We start from the raw sequence: 21,914 nt of genomic DNA, 5'->3' as shown, positions 1-21,914 counted from the left end.
ATTCCGCCCTGGCGATGTCCGGCCCCTGCTCATCCCACCAGTTCTCGCGCCGCGTGATGTGCACGTCGTAGCCCATGACCAGGCACGGTAGACCACGAAACCGACAAGATCGCGAAACCGCACTGGAGTATTAGTACTCCAGTGGCACTTCTCCATTTGTCCTGGTCACAGGGTGCTTTTTGAGTCTACTGAGCTGACGTTGCGTCAGGGTAGTGGTGGATCGTGACTCACCCGATCGGGGTGCGTGCGACGCTGGTAGTGGCAGCGGCGGGCGATGGCCTGATGGCGTCGGCGCCAGTGGGACCAGTGGAGCCGGTGCGTGGGTGACCGGTGCCGGGCTGTGGGGGGATGGGCAAGGTCCAGGAGCCGTCGGACTTCTGCCACGGTGAGGGGAACGAGGCTGCTCGAACCGTTTCTTCGGCCCCCTTTTCGAGGGCGTGGGCGGTCTTGGCGGCCAGGAAGGCATGCGCGAGCATGGCCAGGGTGATGTGGCGGTACCAGCCGACATAGCGGCGGACCTCGTACTGGTCCAGGCCGCACTCGTTCTTCGCTGCCTGGAAGCACTCCTCAATGGCCCACCGGGCGCCGGCTACCCGGACCAGCTGTGCGACGCTGGTGTCCGCAGGGGCGAATGCGAGGTAGTGGGCGACCTCCTCGGGACGTGCGAGGCTGCGGCGGGCCAGTACCCAGCGGTGGTGGGCAGGGTCTGATCCCTCGATGGTGGGCAGCTTGGCCGCGGCCCAGTCGTAGACTCGCGGCCCCTTCGCACCGTCCCCGCAGGAGATCCGCTCCCAGGCCTCGGCCGGGGCGCCGGTCAGGACATGATCGATACGCCAGCTCCCCGCAGGTGACTTGACCTGCTGTGACTTGGGTACCGCCAGGACATAGCCCACACCGGCCTCCTCCAGCATGCGCCGGAAGTTCCACTCCTGCCCGTAGGCCGCGTCCGCGGTCACCCAGGCGATCGGCAGGGCGGAGTCCAACGCCCGCCGGACCATGACGCGTGCCAGCTCCGGCTTGGTCGCGAACGACTTACCTTCGGGGATCCGGGCGGCGCGGCACCGATCGGGATCCTCGGTCCAGGATCTGGGTAGGTAAAGCTCGCGGTCCACCAGGGCCCGGCCCTTGGCGGAGGCGTAGGCGGCGAACACCCCGATCTGGCAATTTTCCGTGCGCCCCGCCGTCCCGGAATATTGGCGCTGGACGCCGGCGGAAACGGTGCCCTTCTTCAAGAACCCGGTGTCGTCGACGATCAGCACGCCATCCGGCTGCCCGAGCCGCTCAGCCACGTAGTCCTGCAGGTCGTCGCGGATCTCCTCCGGATCCCACTGGCACCAGGACAGCAGCCGCTGGAGTCCATGCGGGGAGTCATGACCCGCGTACTCGGCTATCTGCCAGCTGTTCTTCCTGCCCACCGGACCCAGCAGACCGCGCACGTAGTCCCGCATCCGCCGCCGCGGCTCGGCACGGCCGAACCGCTCGCCCACCCGCAACAGCAACGACTCCAACTCGGCATCCCACAGACCTACTTCGACATCACTCGCCGCCTCCATGACTGGTTCAACGCACCCCGATCGGGTGAGTCACGATCCACCACTACCCTGACGCAACGTCAGCTCAGTAGACTCAAAAAGCGCCCTGTGACCAGGACAAATGGAGAAGTGCCACTGGAGTACTAGCCTCGCTGTTTCGGTTCGCGTTGGCTGATCTGGGGTGATCCCTGTGGCCGGGGTCGCGGGGCTGTTGTCGGACGGTGGGCATGCCGGTGGCCCGGCGCGGTGGCCGGGTGCTCCGGGGTCCTCGGGTCGTGGGTGGTCAGCGGTGAGGTCGTCGGTCAGGTGGCCGGTCGGGGCAGGGCGACGAGGCGGTTGAACGCGGTGGTCAGTTCGTGGCGCCAGGGCCAGGTGGCGGCGATCCGCAGACGCAGGCGACGGCCTCCGCGGGTGATCCGAGCGGCTGCGTGTAGCACGCGGTAGCGCAGTTTCTTGGGCTGGGCGGTGGCCAACTCGCCCTCCAGCAGCAGGATTCTGGTCCAGGCGAGCAGGTCGATCGCGGTCAGGGACAGCTCCAGCCAGGCCTGGTTGATCGCGAAGTGGCGGGAGGGGAAGCGGCCGAAGCCGGTGGTCTTGCCGCAGCGGATGTGGTCCTCGACCCGCGCGTGGGCTCGGTGTCGGACCTCCAGGTACTGGATGGAGCCGCCGGCGGCGGGCGTGTCGGTGAGGAAGACCTGGTGACGCATGCCTTCGTCCTGGTCGAACAGGGACAGCTGGGCTCCGGGATGGGGGCGCTCGCGGCGGACGATGAGGCGGGTGCCGTCCGGGTATCCGGTGAGGTCGACCAATCCGGTCAGCTCGGCGACCTCGGCACCCGCGCGCAGGGTGCCGTCCTGTTCGAGGGCGGGGTGCCAGACCTGGTCGGGCAGGACCCGGATGGCCTTGCGGACCGGTTCGGTGACGGCGTGCCCGACGGAGAAGGTGGTGCGGATCCCGCGCTTTCGCAGGTCGCGGAGGTGGTTGAGGAAGGCCTTCGCGCCGCCGGCGCTGTCGGCGCGGACGAGGATCTCGGTGCCGTGGCGGTGGGCGTCGGGGATCTGTGCGAGGGCCTGGTCCAGGACGGTGATGTGGTCGGCCGCGGTGTTCGCTCCGGCGTTGCCCGGCCGCAGGATGCCGGCGAGGGCCTCGCCGGTGTTGTCGAGGAAGCACAGCAGCGGGTGGTAGCCGAAGCCGCGTTTGTAGGTGGCGGCGGCCTGTTCCTTCTCGGAGTGGCAGGTGACCAGGGTCGCGTCGATGTCCAGGACCAGACCCGGCAGTTCACGCCCTCCCGCTTGTGAGCCGGGTATGGGGCGTCCGGTCTCGTCGACCTGCAGCCAGGCGACCTCGCGGGCGGTGGCCCCGGCTGCCCGCAGCGTGTTCAGGGCTGTTTCGTCGATGCCGGCCAGCACGCGCCAGGCGGTCGGGGTGGACGCGACGGGGCCGAACACGTCGGCCTGGTCGCGCAGCACGGCCAGGTCGGCGATCGCTTCGCCGCCGTCGGCGAGCATGACCGCGAGGTCCACCGCGACGCGGCCGGGGTCGTGTCCGGTCCCGCGCGGTCGCAGCCGGTGCAGGGCCTCGCTGAAGGCGCCGGTCAGCGTGGTGGCGTCGGCAAGATCCGCGAGCAGACGCGAGCCGGCGTGGCTGACCACCCCGTTCCCGTCGGCGCTGACGACGAGCTTGGGGCGAGACCGGGTAGTGTGCACGCAGAAAGTGCCTTCCCACTGGAACGACTGGGACCTTAAACAAGCCTCATCGTTGCAGCTCAGAAGGCACTTTCGCTTTTCCGATCATGATCCGGACGCGACCCCAGATGAAACGCGCAGGTTAGGCGGCACTGGTAGACAAGGGAGACGCCCTCGGCGGGCTCGTTGGTGTTCGTCACGCAGCGTCAACGACCGCCGAGGGCACCGCGGGTTACGGCCAAGGCGCCACAACGGTGCAGGTCACAGGCGCGTGGTGAACTTGCCGTCGGGCAGCTTGCGCAACCGCCCCCCGCCCGGCGAGCTTGGACAGCTTCCCGCGCAGCGGCTCCAGTTGGCCCCGCACCGCCACCTCCAGCCCCAGCTCCTCGCCGACCTGCTTGACCGCCACCGGCCCGCCGGCGCCCCGCACGATCGCGAGGATGCGCTGGTAGTCAGGTGGCAGCGCGTCCACTCCCACGCCCGCGGTGCCGCACCAGCAGCACCGTGTGGCCCGCGACCTGCGCCGAAGCCGGTGCGGCCACCGCCCTCTCCGCGGCGAACTGCTCCGCCATCCGCTTCCAGACCCGTTCCGCGACGGCGAGTTCGTCGCGCTCGACCCGCACCTGCTCCAGCTGCTTGACCAGCTGGTCTTCGAGTTCGTCCAGCTCCGCGCGCCGTGCCGCGACCCGTTCCGCGATCTCGGACTCCACCAGGAACCGGATCGTAGGCGGCACCTCGCCCGCGACGCGGAGAAACCGGCGAACCCACTCCGGCCGCCCGATCAGACGATCAAGACCGCAGACTCCTGCCCACGACCGGCACGAGCACACCGCAGCCCTGTCACACCAGCCCCTCCGACCAGCACGTTCGAAGATGGCGCACCGGCGAACCTTCATCGAAGTCGAGTGCAACCGCACCAGGCTCCGCAAGCACCCCGAGTTCGGGTACCTCACCCCACTCGAAACCCGGGCCAGACTGCGGCACGACTTCACCCCCGCAGCGTAGAAACCCGCTGTCCAAGATCAGGGGGGAACTCCAGCCAGGGCCTTCATTCCCCTCTGGCAAGACCGAGCATGTGCATATGCCCACTCGCGCAACCAAATCCCTTGATCGCGAAGCGAGAATCATCCCCGAGTTGCACCGGTGGCTGGGGCTCTGTTCCAGCGGTTTAGGCGGTGAACCACGCTCTGCGCAATTCGAACTGGCTCAGCGGGAGGCCGCTTCGGCTGGGGATAAATCCGTTCACTTTCGCGGTATAGGCGCCGATCTGGTTGGTGAAGCCCCAGATGATGTAGCCGCCGCGGTCGTACTCGATCTGCTGCGCCTGGTGCAGAAGATTGGTGCGGGCGCTCTGGTCGACGGTGGCACGTGCCTGGGCGACGAGTCTGGTGAAGGTCGGATCGTTCCAGTGGGTCTCGTTGAACGGCGATTCGGGCAAGGTTCCGTCGTATGCCTGGAGAATGTAGTTGCGGGTGAACCAGTCGTCTTGGGCGAAGGGCCACTTGAGGTAGTTGTCGCCGAAGAACACGCCCGGGGTGACCTGGCGGACGTGGACGGTGATTCCGGCGGTGGCGGCCTGCTGGGCGAAGAGGCGGGCTGATTCCATCAGCCCGGTGGCGACCGGCGCGGTGACCAGTTCGACAGTGAGGTTCTCGTGGCCGGCCTGCTTGAGGAGGGCTTTGGCCTGGGCGATGTCCTGGTGGCGTTGCGGCGCGGTGGAGAGGTAGGCGGGGTCGTAGCGGGCGTAGAGGTCGTTGGCGATGACCCCGTGCCCGCCCAGGACCTCGCGCACCATCTGCTCCCGGTCGACGACCAGGCGGAAGGCCTGACGCACGCGCTCGTCGTCGAAAGGCGGGACATCCACCCGCATGGTGAAAGTGAGCCAGTCGCCGGTCTGCGACTCAAGCACGCGCAGGTCAGCCCGGTGTGCGACGGCGTCGACCTGCCCGAGAGGGAGTTCGTCGATCGCGTCGACCTGTCCGGCCAGGAGCGCGTTCACGCGGGCGGCGTCATCGGGGTAGTCGATGATGGTGACCTGATTGACATACGGCTCACCCGGGCGCCAGTACCGGTCGTTGCGCACGAAGGCACTTTGCTTGCCGGGCGTGAAGCTGGAGTATTTGAACGGCCCGGTCCCCACCGGATGCCGGGGGTCGTAGCCCACGGGCACGATCCCCGTATGGTAAAGAGCAAGGGTCTGCGGCAGGGTCACGTCGGGCCGTTTGAGGTTCAGCTGCAGCGTCAGCGAGTCGAGGACCCGGATGTTGTTCAGGTCAATGGCCGAAAGTTGTGGGGCGGCGCTCGCGTGGGTCGCCGGGTCGAGGAGCCGCTGGAACGTATAGACGACATCGGCGGCGGTGACGGGCTTGCCGTTGTGGAAAACTAGCCCGGGCTTCAGCCGAATCGTCCACCCGGCGGCGTCCACAGTCGGTTCGATGAATTCGGCCAGCGCGGACTCGACGGCGAAGTCCGCATTGAAGACGGCGAGCGTGTCGTACAGCTGGATCACCCGGGCGATGTCAGGGTTGTCCACCGGTGTGTGGGCGTCGAGCGTGTCCGCGGTCGAGCCGCCGGTCACTCCCACCCGCAGGCTTCCGCCCCGGCGCGCCACCCCAGGACTCCCCGCACCGCCCGAGGGCCCATGAGAGGTACACCCGGCTACGAGCCATCCCGCACCCACCCCTATCGCTGTACCGGCGGCCATGCGCAGCACATCCCGACGAGGCATACCTGTACCTGGGCCCGGCATATTTCCCACCTCGTCTTTCGTGCCATTTTGGAACATATAGGACATCGATCATCGTCCCATAGCCGGAGCGGTTCGAGGAGCAGGCGCACACCAGGACACGGCGAGTCGCGCGGGAAGTTCAGGCGGAGAGGGCGTGTCAGCGTTCTGGCTCTTCCAAGATTTTCGCAACGCCGCTGCGTTAGGGATTGCAGGGCAACAACCCGTAGCTTCCGGGTTTACGTATCGTTGTTGTGATATGGGCAGGTCACCGGAGCAACAGGCTTTACTGGCAGCGAAGTTCGAGGCGATCCTGCCGCATCTGGATGAGCGGCAGCGTCGTCTGCTGTTCGCGGCTGAGGCGCGGTCGCTGGGTCATGGCGGGATCAGGCTGGTCGCACGGGCTGCGGGCGTGCGTGAGGCGACGGTGTCGGCGGGGGTGGACGAGCTCGAGTCCGGCCAGCCGCCGCTGGGGCGGGTGCGCCGGCCGGGCGGCGGCCGCAAGCGGGTGGCCGACCTGGACCCCGGCCTGCGGGAAGCGCTGCTGGCGCTGGTGGAACCGGATGAGCGCGGGGATCCGATGTCGCCGCTGCGGTGGACGACGAAGTCGACCCGGACCCTGGCGGCCGAGCTGACCCGGCAGGGCCACCGGATCTCCGCCGACACGGTCGGTAACCTGCTGCGCGAGGAGGGGTTCAGCCTGCAGGGCAACATCAAGACCGTCGAGGGCAACCGGCACCCGGACCGGGACGGGCAGTTCCGCTACATCAATGAACAGGCCAGGGACCACATCGCCGCCGGGCAGCCGGTGGTCAGCGTCGACACCAAGAAGAAAGAGCTCGTCGGGAACTACAAGAACGCGGGACAGCAGTGGCTGCCGCAGGCCAGCCCGTCCGGGTCTCACCCACGACTTCCCTGACAAAGAGCTGGGCAAGGCGATCCCGTACGGCGTCTACGACCTGGCTGCGAACACCGGCTGGGTCAGCGTCGGCACCGACCACGACACCGTCGCATTCGCGGTCGAGTCCATCCGCCGCTGGTGGAAGGACCGCGGCAGCCTCGACTACCCGGCCACGTCCCGGCTACTGATCACCGCCGACGCGGGCGGCTCCAACAGCTACCGCACCTGCGCCTGGAAGGCCGAACTCGCAGCCCTGGCCCTGGAGACCGGCCTGAAAATGACAGTGTGTCACTTTCCTCCGGGGACTCAATGCCGTTGCTTGAGTCAGTGAACTATTGCTGGTCGTAGGGTGATGACCTTGGGTGCGACGCGTCGTGTCGGCTGCCGGTCCCGGGTGTTGATCCGGTAGGAGAGCTTCGAGGAGTACTTCGAGTCCGGCCGCTTGAGGTGCCTGTCCGCCTCGCGCAGTCGCCTGGCACCGTTGTCGAGTTTCCGGCGTACCTCGCCGCAAGGATGGCCAGGAAGTTCTTGATCTTCTTGGGTGTGTAGGAGTCCTGCTGGAACAGCGCCAGCGCAAGCGTGTAGTAGACCATGAACCCCGCCGGCAACGCGCCGGGCTTCTTGTCTCGGACCCCGCACCTGCCCAGCACTTCGGCAACCAGCTCCGGCGTCACCCACCGGGTCACCACCCCGAGCCGCACCTGATCAGACAACCCCACCCACGGATGCATGCCAGGTCCAACGACCGTTCTCTCCCGATGTCACGGACTACTTGATGGCCTCAAGCAATGGCATTGTCCGTGACTTCGAAATGGAACAAAGTCGAACACCGGTTCTTCTCCCACATCACGATGAACTGGCGCGGCAGGCCGCTCACCAGCCACGACGTGGTCCTCAACAGCATCGCCGCGACCACCACCCGCACCGGGCTGACGGTCCATGCCGAACTCGACACCGGCACCTACCCCACCGGAGTGACCGTGGGCGACCGCCAGATGGACGCACTGCCGCTGGAGCGGCACACCTGGCACGGCGACTGGAACTACACGCTCCGGCCCGAACCCTACGACGCCGAGATCAACGAAGGTCCGGACCCCTTCGACCAGCCCAGCCCCGACCTCGCCTGGCTGCGGCACCCGGTCTTCACCGGGCTCACCACGCCTGAGTGGGACACCCTGATCGCCCAGCTCCTCGCCCTCCACGACGCCCAGCGCGAGAACCACCTTGACAAGCGCCGCGGCCACCGGCCCCGCATCAAGGGCGACGGCACCACCGGTCGCCGCCCTGTCCTCACGCTCGCCGACCGCCTCCTGGCCGTCCTGCTCCACCAGCGCCACGGCCTCCCGCAAGTCGCCGTCGCCCAGCTCTACGGCGTCACACCCTTCACCATCAACCGGCGGATCCGCGACGTCCGCCAACTTCTCCAGGCCGCCGGACACACCATCGAGCCCGCCGGCCCCCAACTCGCCGACCTGGCCGCCCACCACGACCTCGCCACTCGAGAAGAGATCACGACCGCCACAAAGATCAAGACAGCGAGTTAATCCTCTGCAACCCCTAAACGCAGCGGCGTTGCGGTGATCACTCTCTGGATGCTGTCAGCTCAGCAGGATGCGCTGGCGTAGGTGGCGGTGTCCGGCGCGGCCGTAGGTCTGCCGCTTGAGCAGAATGATCTTGTTGTTGACTCCTTCGGTGCGGCCGTTGTGCCAGGGCGGGGTGAGGGCGTGGTCGACGCCGATGCGGTCGTGTTCGAAGCCGGTGGCGTAGGCGTGCGGGAAGGGCGGGTCGGCCGCTCGGACCTGGGTGATCCAGTCGGTCAGGGCCGCAGCGTTGGCCGGTTTCGGGGTGCGCTGGGCGGCGAAGCCGGTCTCCGCCGTGTCCGGGGCGGTCATCTGCGGGCGGGCTCGGGCGAGCTGGTCGCCCGGCACGAGCTGGTCCTCGCGCGGGTGAGTGGGATCGGCGAGCGGGAGGCGGGCGGCCTTGCGAGGGGAGAGGGTGGCGTGGTCGGCCTCGACGCGGCCCCAGGGCTGATTCATAGTCGTCGTGGGGGGACGTCCGGGCTGGTCAGGGCAGGTTAAGCAGGTCGAGTGGCCGGTCGTGGGGTGCGCTGGAGACCTCGCGCAGGCCGGCGGCGATGCCCTTGTGTCCGGAGGCTCGCTGGGTGTCGATGGCGAGGTTGCGCAGGGTGGCCATGTTCTCGGGGCCGTGGCCGGTGCGGATCTTGGAGGCGTCCTCGGCGAAGGCGGTGTCGCGTACGAAGTGGAGCCGGTTCTCGGTGGTCCAGTGCGAGCGTGCGAGGCGGGCGAGCTTCTGCGGGGACGCTTGGAGGGCGGTCAGGTCGGTGATCGCGTAGACGGTCTGCCGGGAGACCTTGCCGGTGCGGGCGTCGGTGCGGTGCCGAAGGATCTTGGCGGCCTGGACGACGTGGGGGAAGTCCAGGTGAAGGTCGGTAACGGTCAGCACCCGCAGCGAACGGGTCTCGCGACGGCCGTGGCCCAGTTCGCGGTTGTAGCGTGCCCGGACGCGCTGCCAGGGCAGGGCCCGCAGGGCGGCGTGCAGCCGGGGCTGGTTGCCCTTGACCAGCAGTGGGAAGTGCGCCTGGCGGTCCTCGACGAGGTGGCGGGCGTGGTCGCGCTGGGTGTGCATGGCGTCGGCCGTCACCGTCACCCCAGTGAGGTCGAACGGGGCGAGCAGGTGCCGAACGCGGTCACCTCGTTGGCCTTGGCATGGACCCGTAACTGGGTGACGGTCCGGCCGGTGCCGGTCACGGCGGCCAGGAGGTGGGCGGCGGGCGCGGTGTCTGTCCGCGAGCCGCGTGCGGTCTTGCCGTCCACCGCGACATGGTCGGCCCCGGTCGGGTTGGTGCCGAGCGGGTCGTCCAGTCCGCCGGGGCACACGGCGAGCAGGACCCGGCGCACGGTGGACGTCGAGGGCGCGGTGCGGACACCGAGGACACCGTGGGGGCGAAACCCGAGGCGGGCGAGGGTGTGCTGGGGTGCATGGCGGGCCCACTGGCCGATCGCCAGGTAGGAACGGGCGCCAGCCAGGACCGCGCACACGGTGGTCAGCAGCACCGCGACCAGCGGATGCCGGCGACCTCGCCGGTCGCGCGGATCAGGCAGGGAAGACAACCGGTCGGCGAGGAGCGGGAGTTCACGCTCGGCGCGGCCGGGAGATTTGATCAGGCAGACGGTGGCCCACTGGCGGCACATCGGAGCTCCAGGACACGGGCGACTTGGTAGGTCACCCCGTCAACCGGAGCTCCGTTGCTTACGTGACGGCGGACACGACACCACCGCCCCGACCTGCGCGTTCACCCGTGACCAGGACTTTGAATCAGCCCTGCCTCGAAACCCTCGTGCGCAACCGGTTCAAACAGTACCGCCCCACCGTCCTCGACGGTTTCCTCGCCGGCACCGGACTCTCCCTCGACCTCCCGCCACCATCACCCTGAACCGCCCAAGTCAGTATCGGTACGGGTACCGCTCGTGGTGGCGGCACCGTGAGCGGGCGCTGGCGCCGGCGGCGGAGCGGCGTTCCCGCCGTTCCCGGCAGCGACACCGTTAGCGGTACGGGTACCGCTCGTGGTGGCGGCACCGTGAGCGGGCGCCGGCGGCGGCGGAGCGGCGTTCCCGGAAGTGGCGACACGATGGGAAGCGGTCGGGGGCTTAGTCACGTGCGTCTGACCCGAGCCGCTGGTTCCCGAAGAACAGGCAGCCAAGACAAGACAAGCCACACCTAGCAGGCCGGTGTAAAGCGCGGCTGAGATCTTATTGACCGATTTGTAGGCCACTGCTGGAACCTCCTGGGCGTTCTTTGAAGCAGAAGCGGACCCACCAGGCGGCGGTGGACAACCACAGCTTGGCTCCGCCTTACTGGGGCGCAGTGCCCGTTGGTGCAGCAGTTCCTGCAAGGATTCGTGCACTCGGACAAATGGCAGCCCGAACGGGCAACGCACTGGGCGGCCAAGGCAAGCGAGACACGCCAAGAAAGCAGCAACAAACTGAACCGCACCGGGTTGTCCGGAGACTCTAGGTTGTGACTGTGACCAGCGGTTTTGTGGCTGCCAGGTAGTAGTTGGCTTCGTATTCGGCGGGCGGGACGTGGCCTATCTCACCGTGGAGTCGGCGGTGGTTGTACCAGTCCACCCATTCGGCGGTGGCGAGCTCGACCTCGGACAGCGTCCGCCAGGGCCGCTGGGGCTTGATCAACTCGGTTTTGTAGAGACCGATGGTCGACTCCATCAGTGCGTTGTCCAGCGCATCGCCGACCGAACCGATGGAGGCGGCGATGCCTTCGCGGTTCAGGTGCTCGGCGAGCGCGAATGATGTGTATTGACCCCGCATCCGAATGGTGCGTCAGTTCGCCTGCCTCGGGCCGGGTTCCGGTGCGGTCGCGCTGCCACAGCGCCATTTCCAGCGCGGCCAGGACGAGTTCGGTGTGCTTGGTGGTGGCCGCGGACCAGCCGACGATGCGGCGGGAGAAGGTGTCCACGACGAACGCGACGTAGACGGTGCCGGCCCAGGCCGCGACGTGGGTGAAGTCCGCGACCCAGGTCCGGTTCGGTGCCGGGCCGACGAAGTCGCGTCCGACCAGGTCAGGAGCCCGCGCGGTGGCAGGGTCGGCCACGGTGGTGACGACCTTCCGGCCCCGGACCGCGCCGGTGATGCCCAGCTCGCGCATCAGCCGTTCCACGGTGCAGCGGGCCACTGAGCCTTTTCCAACCTCATGTTGACGTGTTGAGGTGCAGGGCGAGGACGGCTTTGACGATGTTGGTGATGCGGCTGGGGCTGCAGCGGAGCTTGGCGCAGGAGCCGCCAGCCCTTGAGTGTGGCCATGGCCTGCTCGCCTACCGCGCGGATCTTCGCGTGGGAGAGGTTGACGGCCTTCTGACCGGCGGAGAGCTTGGCCCAGCGGCCTCGGTAGGGGACGCGGACCGTGCCGCGGGCGCCCTGGTAGCCCTTGTCGGCCCAGCAGCGGACGCCGGCGGCGGTGAGGGCGTCGATGATGCCGTGGGTGCGGGCGGCCTTGATGTCGTGAACCGCGCCGGGCAGGGCGGGAGAGGCCCACAGCAGGCGTCCGAACGGATCGGTGAGTACCTGCACGTTCATGCCGTGCTTCTTGTGCTTGCCCGAGTAGTAGGGGCGGTCGGCGGCGACGCGGTCGATGGGCAGCAAGGTGCCGTCCAGGATGACGAACGCCTTGCTGGTGGCCGCCTGAACGGCCTGCTGGAGGGTCGGGGCCAGGGCGGCGAGGACGTCGACGGCTTCGCGGACATAGCGGTAAGCGGTGGCCACCCCGATGCCGAAAGCGGCGGCCAGGCGCTGGTAGGTGTCGCCGCAGCGGAGGTGCGCGAGGGCGAGCAGGGCCTGTCGGCCCGTCGACAGTCGTCGCCATCGCGTCTTCAGCTGCTTCCGCCGCTCGGCCAGGTGGCGGGACAGGAGCCGCAGGGCCGAACTGGACAGGTCGATCGCGGACCGGTAGACAAGCACGACGAAGCTCCTGGTCGACAACGGGTGATCTTGGTCGTGAACCCGTCTACCAGGAGCTTCGCCACTTCGTACAGCCCTGCATGCCCAACCCGCGGCCAGCACGGTCAGGTTGGAAAGGGCTCACTGTGTGGCCCCGCCGGTTCAGTTCGCGCCAGACCTTCCGGGCCCCGTAGACACGGTAGTTGGTCTCGTATACCTCGGCGATCAAGGTCTTCAGTTCGGCGTCACGAACCTGGTGGGCTGATGGAGACGCCTGGCGCTGCTTGTGGGCGTAGTAGGTGGAGGGGGCGATGCTGCAGCCGTGCTGAGTCAGCACGCGGCAGATCGGCTCGACGCCGCCGAAGCGGTCCCGGTGCTCGTCGATGAACGCTACGAGCGCAGGTGTGGCCGGTCGAGCTCGGCCGCGAAGAAACTCGCCGCGGCCTTGAGGATCTCGTTCGCCCGCTTCAGCTCGGCATTCTCTCGCTTCAGGGCCTTCACCAGGGCGGATTCCTCCGTCGTCACGCCGGCCCGCGTATCGGCGTCGACCTGGTCCCGCCGGACCCACTGCCGCACGGTCTCGGCCGACCCGACGCCGAGCTTGGCGGCGACGGCCTTCATCGCGGCCCACTCCGTGTCGTAGTCGGGGCGAACCTCGGCGACCATGCGCACCGCACGACGCCGCAGCTCAGCGGGATAGGGGGAGGGACGTGCCATGACTCAATCCTCTCAGAGAATCGAGTCTCCATTCGAACCGATGCGGTTCAGCGAGTCGTCCAGGTAGGTAATGTCGGACGGGAAGCGTTTGAGTCTGCAATGAAGGACTTCCTGGATGGTGACGGGATTGTCAAAGACTCCATCAGTTATCGCGGAAACCCTGTCACTGCCCACTATCATGCAGAGAAGCGTTTGGCCGTTCTGGCCAATCCAGGCGGCAGCTTCCTGAGTGGTTGGAAGCTGAGCGAGAGTCAAATCTCAAGTGTAATTAATGATAGGTTTCTCTTCTGATGGACACTAGGATCGAGCCATTCCGAGTCGCTGCAGTTGCCTTCCTTGATGGAAGGATTTCGGCCCCCGAGTTTGAAACGCTTTTCCTGGCGCTCTTCAGGGGAGTCGGTGAGGGTCTTTACGCGCCAATCGCACAGGAGCTGGATCGACTCTTTGGCGCTGTCGATGCGTACTGCTCAGACCCGGAACTTCGGGATGAGTTTGATATCGACGAGCAGGGTCTCCATCACGCCGTAACCGACTTTGTCGCCAGCATCGGCGGCTGCTCGCGTTAGGTATGGATGGATGAGCTCCACGGGCTGATCCTGCTGCGGATACTGGGACGGGTGCTTGCCTTCAAAGGTGAGCACCCGTCCAGTCGTGGGATGCCGCCTTCACCCCTTACGGCACCGCTCGCGGCGTCACGGGCGGCTGGGTCGACGGCCGCGGCTACCTCAACCAGCCGCCGACCCCGCCACCAACTACAGCCTCCTCGGCGCCCGCAACTACGACCCCACCACCGGAGGCAGAGGGGGAAGCCGGCTCGCTCGCCGGGTCCGCCGAACGGGCGATCTGCGGATCGGCCGGTGAGGCCGGGGCACCCAATCCCACGGGTGGTGACGCGGTCGCGGTCGCGCTCGGGTTGGCGGCGACCGGTGTCGGGCCGGGGTTCTCCCGCACCGACGCGGACCGACTCCCCGTCAAACCTTGATGGTGGTCTCCACGACGGTGCTGTTGCCGCGCCGCACGATCGGGTCGGCGACCTCGACGACGCGACCCGTGTCGCTGATCATGTGCCGGGTCCAGCGCAGCACCGGCGTACCTGCGGGCAGCTTCAGCGCGCTCGCCTGCGCGCGGGTGGGCATGTCGGCGGTCCAGGACTCCTTGACCTCGGCCACGGTGATGCCGAGCGTGGCGAGCTGCGCGATCGTCCCGCCTGGCCAGGATCCGATCGGCCCGCTCCCGCAGCACCTCCACCCGCATCCCCACGCTCGAACCGCTCGGCAGCCTCCAGCCTCAGCCGTTCACGGGCCGCCTGCAGCTCGGGCGTGTACCCACCCGCCTGCGCATACCTCACCACCACGGCATACCGCAGGGATCAAGGAACGTCAGCCCTCGCGGGCGACTACGAGTTCAACGGGAGTAACGACCGCCGACTCCAGGGGTATTGACAGTGCCCTTCCAGGAGTAGACAGTGCTTCCCAGTTGATGAATCGTTTCATTAACTCAAGCAGACCCCTTCGTTTATAGGGAGCCAATCCGTGCCTTACGGGGCCAACGACCAATTTACGTACCGGACTATGACCGGTCCGGTGGCCTGCGACCTTGCGTCCTTCAACGCGATCGACCCCACCTGCGGAACTCTCAAGTCGTGCTTTGTTGGGCCGCCCCAACAGTCCGACTCCCTGACTGTGTGTCAAGCCCCGGGTTTCGTGGACGGTCGGTTAGCTGGTTTTCTGGGCGGGTTCTGGGACAGGTGCGGCGGCGTGAAGGGCTTCATACTCGGCCAGCGGGACGTGGCCGAGTTCGCCGTGGAGGCGTCGCTGGTTGAACCAGTCGATGTACTCGACGACGGCGATCTCGCGGTCGTTGATGCCGGTCCAGGGGCCTTTGTTGCGGATCAGCTCCGCCTTGAACAGGCTGTTGAAAGCCTCGGCGAGAGCGTTGTCGTACGAGTCGCCCTTGGACCCGACCGAGGCCACGGCGGCCTCCTGCTCGAGGCGCGCGGTGTAGCGCAGGGAACGGTATTGAACTCCGCGGTCGGAGTGATGCGTGAGGCCGGCCAGGTCGGCGCCGGTGTGTTGGCGGCGCCAGAGGGCCATCTCCAGGGCGTCGAGGGCGAGGTCGGTGTGGAGGCTGGTGGCGACCTGCCAGCCGACGACCATGCGGGAGAAGGCGTCGATGACGAACGCGGCGTAGACCCAGCCGGAGAACGTCCTGATGTAGGTGATGTCCGCGACCCACAGCTGATTCGGCGCCGCGGCGGTGAACTGCCGGTTCACCAGGTCCGCGGGCCGGCCGGTCTCGGGAGCGGGACGGGTGGCCCGCGGGCTCTTCGCGCGGACCGCCCCGCGCAGGCCGGCCTCGCGAATCAGGCGCTCGACCGTACAGCGGGCCACCTTCCAGCCCTCGCGCCGCAGGGCGGCGTGGACCTTGCGGGCACCTTAGACGCCGTAGTTGTCGGCGTGGATGGCACGGATCTGCCTGGTCAACTCCCGGTCGCGGGTGGTGCGGGCCGCCTCCGGGCGGGCCCGGGCGGCATAGTAGGTGCTCGGCGCGATCTCGGCGTCGGTGCCCGCCAGGGCCGCGCAGATCGACTGGACGCCGAACTCCTCCTTGTGCTGGTCGATGTAGGCGACCCTCAACGATGCGGGCGGTCCAGCTCCGCGGCGAAGAAAGCCGAGGCGGACCGCAGGATGGAGTTCGCCCGGCGAAACTCGCGGTTCTCTCGTTCCAGCTCCGCGATGCGGGCCGCGTCCGCGCTCGTGGTCCCGAGTCGGCTTCCCTCGTCGGTCTCGGCCTGCCGCACCCAGCCGCGCAGCGCCTCGGGGTGCACGTCGAGCTGGTCGGCGATGCGCTTGATCGCCCCGGCCCGGCCCGCGGGGTCCTTGCGGCCTCGACACACAGCCGGGTCGCGCGTTCGCGCAGTTCATCGGGGTACCTACGAGGAGCAGCCATGCTCGGGATCCTTCCGGGTCTTCGATTTCTCCATCAAACCCGGGGCGGATCAGTGCGCATTGAATTGATGGAGGGGCTCTGCTCTTGGGACAGAGGGCGGACGACAGATCACTGTCCCGGCGAGCAATGAGGAATCGGTAGACCGTTGGTACGACGTTGCACGGTCCTCCCAGCACCGGGCTGTGGCTGCTCACCACCGCCTGTAGCTTGTCTCTCATCGACGGCCTCGCCGACTCCACCATGCTGCGGAGCATCAGGCATCCAGCCCGCGCCCTCCGGCCGCCCCCGACCTCCCCCACCCTCATCTCCGACACCCGGCCGCTCGCCCAGCAAAAAACTGACTGTCTGTCTGCCCTGCTCCCGCTGTTTTCCCCCGCCGCCAAGGAGCCGCAACCGATGACGCCCGCCCCCATTCGCCGTCCCCGACTACCACGCGCTCTCGCCCGCAAGGCCGTCCTCACAGTCTTCGCCGCAGTCCTCACCTTCGTCACATTCATCGCGCCGCACCCCCTTGGGCCGACCGATACCCGTGCATATGCCGACGCCGGGGTCACGATCACTAACGCCGACTCCAACGGCCAGCAGCTCAGCCGTTTCGACGTCGACGGAAACTCTCTGGACGCCCACGATGGCAGTGTCCTTCAGGTCGGCGGCCTCTACTACCTATACGGAACCAGCTACGCGTGCGGTTACGAATACGGGGGTAACTCGAACTTCTGCGGGTTCAAGGCCTACAGCTCACCCGACCTCGTCAACTGGACCGATCGCGGGTTCGTCGTCCCGCCCCACGTGTGCAGCGACTGCTTCCGCCCCCACGTCCTGTACAACGCAGCCACCCAGAAGTTCGTACTCTGGTCGGACGGCGGAGGCGGCGTCTACAACATCTACACCAGCAGCACCCCCAGCGGGCAGTTCACCCAGGCGCCGTCGCCGAAGCTCGCGGTCGGTGGCGCGGTCGACCTCGCTCTTTTCCAGGACGACAACGGCGACGCCTACCTGATCCACAACACCACCCAGGTCGCCGCAGGGCTTACGGCCGACGGCGTCGTAGAGAAGCTCACTCCCGACTACCTGTCAGTGACAGGCCAGCACACGAACTTCGGCCTGGGCGATGTCGAAGCGTTCACAGTCTTTAAGCGGAACGGTGTCTACCACGCGTTGATGTCTGACCCGACCTGCGCCTACTGCTCTGGCGGTACCGGCGAGATGACCGCGACCTCGATGCTCGGCCCGTGGTCAGGCGCTTGGTACGACCCAAACGGCGTCCATCAGTCCGGTAGAGCTGAACCGCGCTGGCGAGCCCGGATCGTCAACGGCACTAGCTGCGGCGGCCAGCCTCTCGCCAGTTTCCCGACGACACTGGCTGACGGTTCGACCCGGTACCTTTTCATGTCCGACCGGTGGGACAGTCGGCGCGCCAATGAGTCGACTGCGAACCTGTTCATCGGTCCGATGGACTTCGACTCCTCCGGTGCCCTGCAGCAGATCGCCTGTGTCGATTCGTTCACACTGAACCTGCCCGGCAGCGCGGGCGCACCCGGCACACCGCCCACACAGGACCAGTCCAGCGGATCAGCCGGGTTCCGGCACTACTGTGACATCGCAGGGAACGTCCAGCGTCAGCAGACGTTTGTTCCATCGCGCAGCGGCACGCTCAACTCTGCATCGATCACGGCGTTCAGCTGGCACACCAACGCGCCCCTGATCGTTGACCTCCTGGACACAGTGAACGGATCAACCCTTTCTTCGCAGGTCCTGCCGCAGCCCCCCTCAGCACCGCACGTCATGACCGTCCACCCACTGATCCGGGTCACCGCGGGCCACTCCTACACGCTGCGGATGCGGTCGGCGACCTCCAGCGGCTGCTACGGATTTGAATACAACGACGCAAACCCCTATGCAAGCGGTACCGAGAGCTACAGCACCAACGGCGGCGGCGCCTTCACCGCCGAATCCGCCCGCGACCTGAAGTTCACCACCTCCGTCGGCGACACCGATCTGCTCGCCCCCACAGACCTGCCCGCCGGATACAGCTGGTGCGCCAGCGAGGGGGGCACCTGCAGCGTCAGCGGAACGATTCTTATCGCCTACGGCGCGGGCAGCTACCTGTTCAAGACAGCGACCGGCAGCGTAATCTGTGGGGTTTCCACGTTCAGCGGCGACCCCACGCCAGGCGTGCTGAAGTCCTGCTACGTTGCGCCGTCCGGCGGGCCCGACAGCTACACTCCCTGCGCATCCGAGAACGGCTACTGCTCGTTCTCGGGAACTCACGTGATCGCCTACGGCGCGAACGGCGCGTTCACGTACGAGACTGCGACCAACGGCAAGAGCTGCGACTACGTGTCCTTCGGCGGGGATCCCCTCTACGGCGTCCACAAGAGCTGCTACCTCGCCCCCAGTGGCGCCCCCGCGGGCGGATGGGCCACCTGCGCCCCGGAGAACGGCACCTGCTCCGCCGCGGATGCACAGGTCGTCGCGTTCGGCGCAGCAGGCTCCTTCATCGCCCGACAGGGCAGCGCCGCATGCACGGTGGCTGCCTTTGGCATCGACCCTGCCCCTGGCGCTGGTAAATCCTGCTACACCCAAAGCGGCGCACCCGTCGGCTACGCCGCCTCTTGCGCGCCGGAGAAGGGCACCTGCACGTTCACCGGATTTCGTACCGTTGCCTACGGCGCGGCGGGGCGCTTCGCCTACCGCTCCTTCACCGCCCAGGCTCCGTGCAACTCAGCCTCGTTCGGTGGTGACCCGATATTCGGCGTTGTCAAGGCTTGTTACCTCACCCCCTAGCCCCCCTAGCCCGAATATCCGCAGTTCAGGAGGGTATATTTGGAGGTGCTGTCACGTTGTCGAGTGCTTGAGCGTCTGACCCTGGATCCACCGATCTGCGGTCGGCGTGAGGCTGGGCCAACGCAGGGAGGTGCCTGCTGAGCTGGGATGATAGGAGTTCTCACGCTTCCATCAGTACCAACCGGCAAGGCACCTCTTAAGTGAAATCCTCCCACAGCCCAGCGGTGACCTTCGCCGCGTTCGACGACGCGAACCTGCTCGCACGGCGGGCTCGCCCCGGCTGTGCGACTTGCGGAGGTGTGCGGCCTGCCCGGCCTGGTCCGCGAAAAGGTCCGCCTCGCGGGCGCCAGAAACGGGGCCGGGGCCGCTGCGGACGCGAAGGTGATGTCGCTTGTGGCGGCGATGCTCGCCGGGGCCGACTCGATCGACGACACCACTGTGCTGCGGCACGGAGCCATGGCCAGGGCGTTCGCCTGGGGACACGTGCGCCGTCCACGCTCGGCGGTTTCCTGCGCGCGTTCACCTGGGGACACGTGCGCCAACTCCAGTCCGCTGCCCGGTCATTCACCTGCCGCCTGGCCGGGAGTTGCGACCTGCTTCCCGGCGGCAACGAGATCGTGTTCCTGGACATCGACTCCAAGATCAAGCAGGTCTACGGGGCCGGGAAGCAGGGCGCCGAGCACGGATACACCAAGGTCACAGGCCTGCACTTTCAGATCGTGGTCGCCTCCACCCCGCTTTCGGCACCGGTGATCGTGGCTGAGCGGCTGCGCAAGGGCTCGGCCGGCTTGGCCAAGGGCGCCGCGAGCCTGGTCGCCGAGGCGATATCGCAGGTGCGAGCTATGGGCGCCACCGGCATGATCGTGGTCCGCGCCGACTCGGCGTTCTTCTCCCACAAGGTCGTCGCGGCCTGCCGCCGAGCAAAGGCCCGTTTCTCGATCGCCGTCGCCCAGCGCAAGAGGGTCCGCGAGCTGATCGCCGCGATCCCCGAGGACACCTGGACGGCGATCAAGTACCCGAAAGCAATCTGGGACCAGGATGAGGAACGCTGGATCTCCGACGCCGAAATCGCCGAGGCCCAGTACACCGCGTTCACCGGGAAAGCGAAGCAGTACCAGGTCACCGCTCGGATGCTGGTCCGCCGCGTGCGCAGACTCAACCAGGACGACATCCCGGACGGCCAGGGCGAGCTGTTCCCCGCCTGCCGCTACCATGCAGTCTTCGCCGACACCCCATTCCCACTCGTGGAGGCGGAGAAGAGCCACCGCGCGCACGCGATCGTCGAGCAGATCTTCGCCGACCTGGAAGACTCCGCCCTCGCCCACCTGCCCTCGGGGAAGTTCACCGCGAACGCCGCGTGGCTGACCCTGGCCACCCTTGCCCACAACCTCACCCGAACCCTCGGCACTTTGGCCTCCGCGTTCCACGCCAGGGCCCGCACCGGCACGATCCGCCGCCAACTGGTAGCCGTTCCCCCGGCTGGCCGCTGGTGGGCGCACCATGACCTTCCACCTGCCCGCGCGTTGGTCCTGGCAAGACGCCCTCGAGAACCTGTGGACAGCGGCCGGCTGCCGCCTGCGGAGCTGAACTCCCCTCCGCCCCAACCGATCACGACCCGAGGACCTCGGAGACCCCGCCGCCGGGACGGCCACCCGGCAGTCACCCCTGCCCACCAGCGGAAATCCACCCACGCGACACCCGAATCGGCTCACAGAAATCGAATCGACGGATCCAGGCTGACGGTGTGGGAGGCCGTGGTCGGGCTGGGTTCGGGACTTGGTTCAGGCTGTGGCAGGCAGGCCGATGCCGGCGGTGACGTGGTCCCAGACGGTGAAGCGGAGGATCATCTCGAGCCGGTGCCGGGCGCTGTCACGTTGCCGGGCGGGCGTAGGATGATCTTGAGGTTGCTCATCCCAGGGAGGGTTCGTTCGTGTCGTCGACGTCGCCGTCGTACAGGAACCACCCGCTACCCGGCGGAGGTCATCGCGCACTGCGTGTGGCTGTACTTCCGTCCTCTCTCGTTCCGTGAGGTGGAGGAGCTGATGCTGCAACGCGGCGTGATCGTCTCCTACGAGACGATCCGACGGTGGTGCGCCAAGTTCGGGCAGGCCTACGCCGACCAGTTGCTCCGGCGCCGCCCACGGCCGGGCGATAAATGGCATCTGGACGAGGTCTTCGTGAAGATCAACGGGGAGCGCCACTACCTGTGGCGGGCCGTCGACCAGCACGGCGACGTGCTGGACATCCTGGTCCAGTCCCGCCGCGACAAGGCCGCGGCCAGGCGTTTCTTCCGGAAACTGCTGAAGAAGCAGGGCCGGGTGCCCCGGGTGCTGGTGACCGACAAGCTCCGCTCCTACGGCGCCGCCCACCGCGAGGTCATGGGATCCGTCGAGCACCGCCAGTCGAAGTACCTGAACAACCGCGCCGAGAACTCCCACCAGCCGACGAGGCAGCGCGAACGCGCCATGAAAGGCTTCCGCTCCGCCGGCACGGCACAGAGATTCCTTGCCACCTTCAGTGGCATCGACCCCCACTTCCGCACCCGACGCCACCTGCTGACCGCAGCCCGGAACCGACTCGAGACGATCCTCCGCTTCACCCTCTGGGGCCACATCACCGCCGGCATCGCCCTGCCCGCAGCGGCCTGACACAAACCCGGCACCAGTGCCACCCACGCCTCAACGCGCCATCAGATGATCAAGCACCCGATAACGCGACAGTGCCGCCCTGGCCAGTCAGGGGCGGGAGGGGCTTGCCCTCCCGCCTGGGCAGGACGGGCGGGGGTGAGGCGTGCCCACGGCGCCGCCGGGCGGTTCAGAGTCGGGGCGGGTGAAGCGGTGGGCCCCGTCGCGGGTGTGGCGTTGGAGCACTCCGGCGCGTGCGGACGCGGGTCCTGCGGGGCAGCCGCGCAGCGCCCGGGTCCGGGGTGCGTCGTCGCTGCGCCCCGCTTGCAGCCCAGTGGTCGGGGGTGAGGCGGATCGTCTCCCTGTTGGTGCTGTAGATCTTGAGGACTCCGGCGGCGTCGACGGTCACGGCCGGGCTGTCGGGGTGGTCCGTGCCGCACAGGGCGTTCTCGGCCGTGCGGGTGGTGGTGTGGGTGAGGCTGGCTGTCTCCTGGTGGCCGTGGCTGCCGGCCTGCGGGGTACA

The 21,914-nt window shown here is 67.6% G+C and carries 12 protein-coding genes and 9 pseudogenes; 7 read left to right on the top strand and 14 right to left on the bottom strand.

Annotated features, from left to right (window positions below; all coding sequences use genetic code 11):
- Positions 1-404: 404 nt before the first annotated feature.
- The 4 genes and pseudogenes from BS83_RS03010 to BS83_RS02995 all read right to left on the bottom strand — a co-directional run.
- Positions 405-1,553 (bottom strand): annotated as a pseudogene (locus BS83_RS03010) (IS701 family transposase); the annotation flags it as partial.
- Between the two features lie 281 nt (positions 1,554-1,834).
- On the bottom strand, positions 1,835-3,238 hold the full coding sequence (locus BS83_RS03005) for an IS1380 family transposase (protein ID WP_037600644.1): 1,404 nt from the start codon (positions 3,236-3,238) through the stop codon (positions 1,835-1,837).
- A 431-nt stretch (positions 3,239-3,669) separates the two neighbouring features.
- Positions 3,670-3,927, bottom strand: coding sequence for a hypothetical protein (locus BS83_RS47155; RefSeq protein ID WP_232248024.1), 258 nt, complete (start codon positions 3,925-3,927; stop codon positions 3,670-3,672).
- A gap of 458 nt (positions 3,928-4,385) precedes the next feature.
- Positions 4,386-5,828 (bottom strand): ABC transporter substrate-binding protein, encoded by a 1,443-nt coding sequence (locus BS83_RS02995; protein WP_198035133.1) that lies wholly within the window; start codon positions 5,826-5,828, stop codon positions 4,386-4,388.
- Positions 5,829-6,201: 373 nt separating this feature from the next.
- On the opposite strand from BS83_RS02995, the pseudogene BS83_RS02990 reads away from it, so the two are divergent.
- Positions 6,202-7,150: pseudogene (locus tag BS83_RS02990) on the top strand (ISAzo13 family transposase); the annotation flags it as partial.
- 25 nt (positions 7,151-7,175) lie between these two features.
- Here the strand turns inward: BS83_RS02990 and BS83_RS48775 are convergent.
- Positions 7,176-7,574 (bottom strand): transposase domain-containing protein, encoded by a 399-nt coding sequence (locus BS83_RS48775; RefSeq protein ID WP_084713091.1) that lies wholly within the window; start codon positions 7,572-7,574, stop codon positions 7,176-7,178.
- A gap of 72 nt (positions 7,575-7,646) precedes the next feature.
- Here BS83_RS48775 and BS83_RS02985 point away from each other — a divergent pair.
- Positions 7,647-8,387, top strand: a pseudogene (locus BS83_RS02985) (ISAzo13-like element transposase-related protein); the annotation flags it as partial.
- Positions 8,388-8,441: 54 nt separating this feature from the next.
- On the opposite strand, the gene BS83_RS02980 reads toward BS83_RS02985, so the two are convergent.
- The 7 genes and pseudogenes from BS83_RS02980 to BS83_RS49080 all read right to left on the bottom strand — a co-directional run.
- Positions 8,442-8,879: an ISL3 family transposase gene (locus tag BS83_RS02980; protein WP_037600675.1), complete on the bottom strand. Its 438-nt coding sequence runs from the start codon at positions 8,877-8,879 to the stop codon at positions 8,442-8,444.
- Positions 8,880-8,907: 28 nt separating this feature from the next.
- Positions 8,908-9,537: an ISAs1 family transposase gene (locus BS83_RS47150; RefSeq protein WP_232248030.1), complete on the bottom strand. Its 630-nt coding sequence runs from the start codon at positions 9,535-9,537 to the stop codon at positions 8,908-8,910.
- Positions 9,507-10,055, bottom strand: coding sequence for a transposase family protein (locus tag BS83_RS47145; RefSeq protein ID WP_232248023.1), 549 nt, complete (start codon positions 10,053-10,055; stop codon positions 9,507-9,509). Before BS83_RS47145 ends, BS83_RS47150 begins: the two co-directional genes overlap by 31 nt.
- A gap of 819 nt (positions 10,056-10,874) precedes the next feature.
- Positions 10,875-11,189, bottom strand: coding sequence for an integrase core domain-containing protein (locus BS83_RS02970; RefSeq protein ID WP_084713089.1), 315 nt, complete (start codon positions 11,187-11,189; stop codon positions 10,875-10,877).
- A 49-nt stretch (positions 11,190-11,238) separates the two neighbouring features.
- A pseudogene (locus tag BS83_RS48770) lies at positions 11,239-11,526 on the bottom strand (DDE-type integrase/transposase/recombinase); the annotation flags it as partial.
- Between the two features lie 43 nt (positions 11,527-11,569).
- Positions 11,570-12,335 (bottom strand): annotated as a pseudogene (locus BS83_RS02965) (transposase family protein).
- Positions 12,336-12,474: 139 nt separating this feature from the next.
- Positions 12,475-13,031: pseudogene (locus BS83_RS49080) on the bottom strand (IS3-like element ISMyma3 family transposase); the annotation flags it as partial.
- Between the two features lie 99 nt (positions 13,032-13,130).
- Here BS83_RS49080 and BS83_RS48755 point away from each other — a divergent pair.
- Both BS83_RS48755 and BS83_RS48750 read left to right on the top strand, forming a co-directional pair.
- Entirely contained in the window at positions 13,131-13,322 is a 192-nt protein-coding gene (locus BS83_RS48755; RefSeq protein WP_084713087.1) for a colicin D domain-containing protein, read from the top strand.
- Positions 13,322-13,597 carry a colicin immunity domain-containing protein gene (locus BS83_RS48750; RefSeq protein WP_084713086.1) on the top strand — a complete coding sequence of 92 codons (276 nt, stop codon included), beginning with the start codon at positions 13,322-13,324 and terminating at the stop codon, positions 13,595-13,597. Before BS83_RS48755 ends, BS83_RS48750 begins: the two co-directional genes overlap by 1 nt.
- A gap of 405 nt (positions 13,598-14,002) precedes the next feature.
- Here BS83_RS48750 and BS83_RS02955 read toward each other — a convergent pair whose 3' ends face one another.
- Together BS83_RS02955 and BS83_RS02950 are read right to left on the bottom strand one after the other, a co-directional pair.
- Positions 14,003-14,206, bottom strand: a complete 204-nt coding sequence (locus BS83_RS02955) for a UTRA domain-containing protein (RefSeq protein WP_269664833.1) — start codon at positions 14,204-14,206, stop codon at positions 14,003-14,005.
- A 540-nt stretch (positions 14,207-14,746) separates the two neighbouring features.
- A pseudogene (locus BS83_RS02950) lies at positions 14,747-15,980 on the bottom strand (IS3 family transposase).
- Between the two features lie 207 nt (positions 15,981-16,187).
- Here BS83_RS02950 and BS83_RS41305 point away from each other — a divergent pair.
- The 3 genes and pseudogenes from BS83_RS41305 to BS83_RS47115 all read left to right on the top strand — a co-directional run bounded on the left by BS83_RS41305 (position 16,188) and on the right by BS83_RS47115 (position 21,415).
- Positions 16,188-18,767 carry a family 43 glycosylhydrolase gene (locus BS83_RS41305; RefSeq protein WP_157596860.1) on the top strand — a complete coding sequence of 860 codons (2,580 nt, stop codon included), beginning with the start codon at positions 16,188-16,190 and terminating at the stop codon, positions 18,765-18,767.
- Positions 18,768-18,967: 200 nt separating this feature from the next.
- A pseudogene (locus tag BS83_RS47120) lies at positions 18,968-20,354 on the top strand (IS1380 family transposase).
- 343 nt (positions 20,355-20,697) lie between these two features.
- Positions 20,698-21,415: pseudogene (locus BS83_RS47115) on the top strand (IS6 family transposase).
- The last annotated feature ends 499 nt before the right edge of the window (positions 21,416-21,914 follow it).

Source organism: Streptacidiphilus rugosus AM-16 (assembly GCF_000744655.1).
Classification (GTDB): domain Bacteria; phylum Actinomycetota; class Actinomycetes; order Streptomycetales; family Streptomycetaceae; genus Streptacidiphilus; species Streptacidiphilus rugosus.
This window is presented reverse-complemented; position numbering and strand designations above follow the sequence as displayed.

What these genes read in the sequence shown, in the direction of transcription:
- BS83_RS48775 (WP_084713091.1), bottom strand. Translation starts at nt 7,574, where the DNA reads ATGCATCCGTGGGTGGGGTTGTCTGATCAGGTGCGGCTCGGGGTGGTG.
- BS83_RS02980 (WP_037600675.1), bottom strand. Translation starts at nt 8,879, where the DNA reads ATGAATCAGCCCTGGGGCCGCGTCGAGGCCGACCACGCCACCCTCTCC.
- BS83_RS47145 (WP_232248023.1), bottom strand. Translation starts at nt 10,055, where the DNA reads ATGTGCCGCCAGTGGGCCACCGTCTGCCTGATCAAATCTCCCGGCCGC.
- BS83_RS02970 (WP_084713089.1), bottom strand. Translation starts at nt 11,189, where the DNA reads ATGCGGGGTCAATACACATCATTCGCGCTCGCCGAGCACCTGAACCGC.
- BS83_RS48755 (WP_084713087.1), top strand. Translation starts at nt 13,131, where the DNA reads ATGAAGGACTTCCTGGATGGTGACGGGATTGTCAAAGACTCCATCAGT.
- BS83_RS48750 (WP_084713086.1), top strand. Translation starts at nt 13,322, where the DNA reads ATGGACACTAGGATCGAGCCATTCCGAGTCGCTGCAGTTGCCTTCCTT.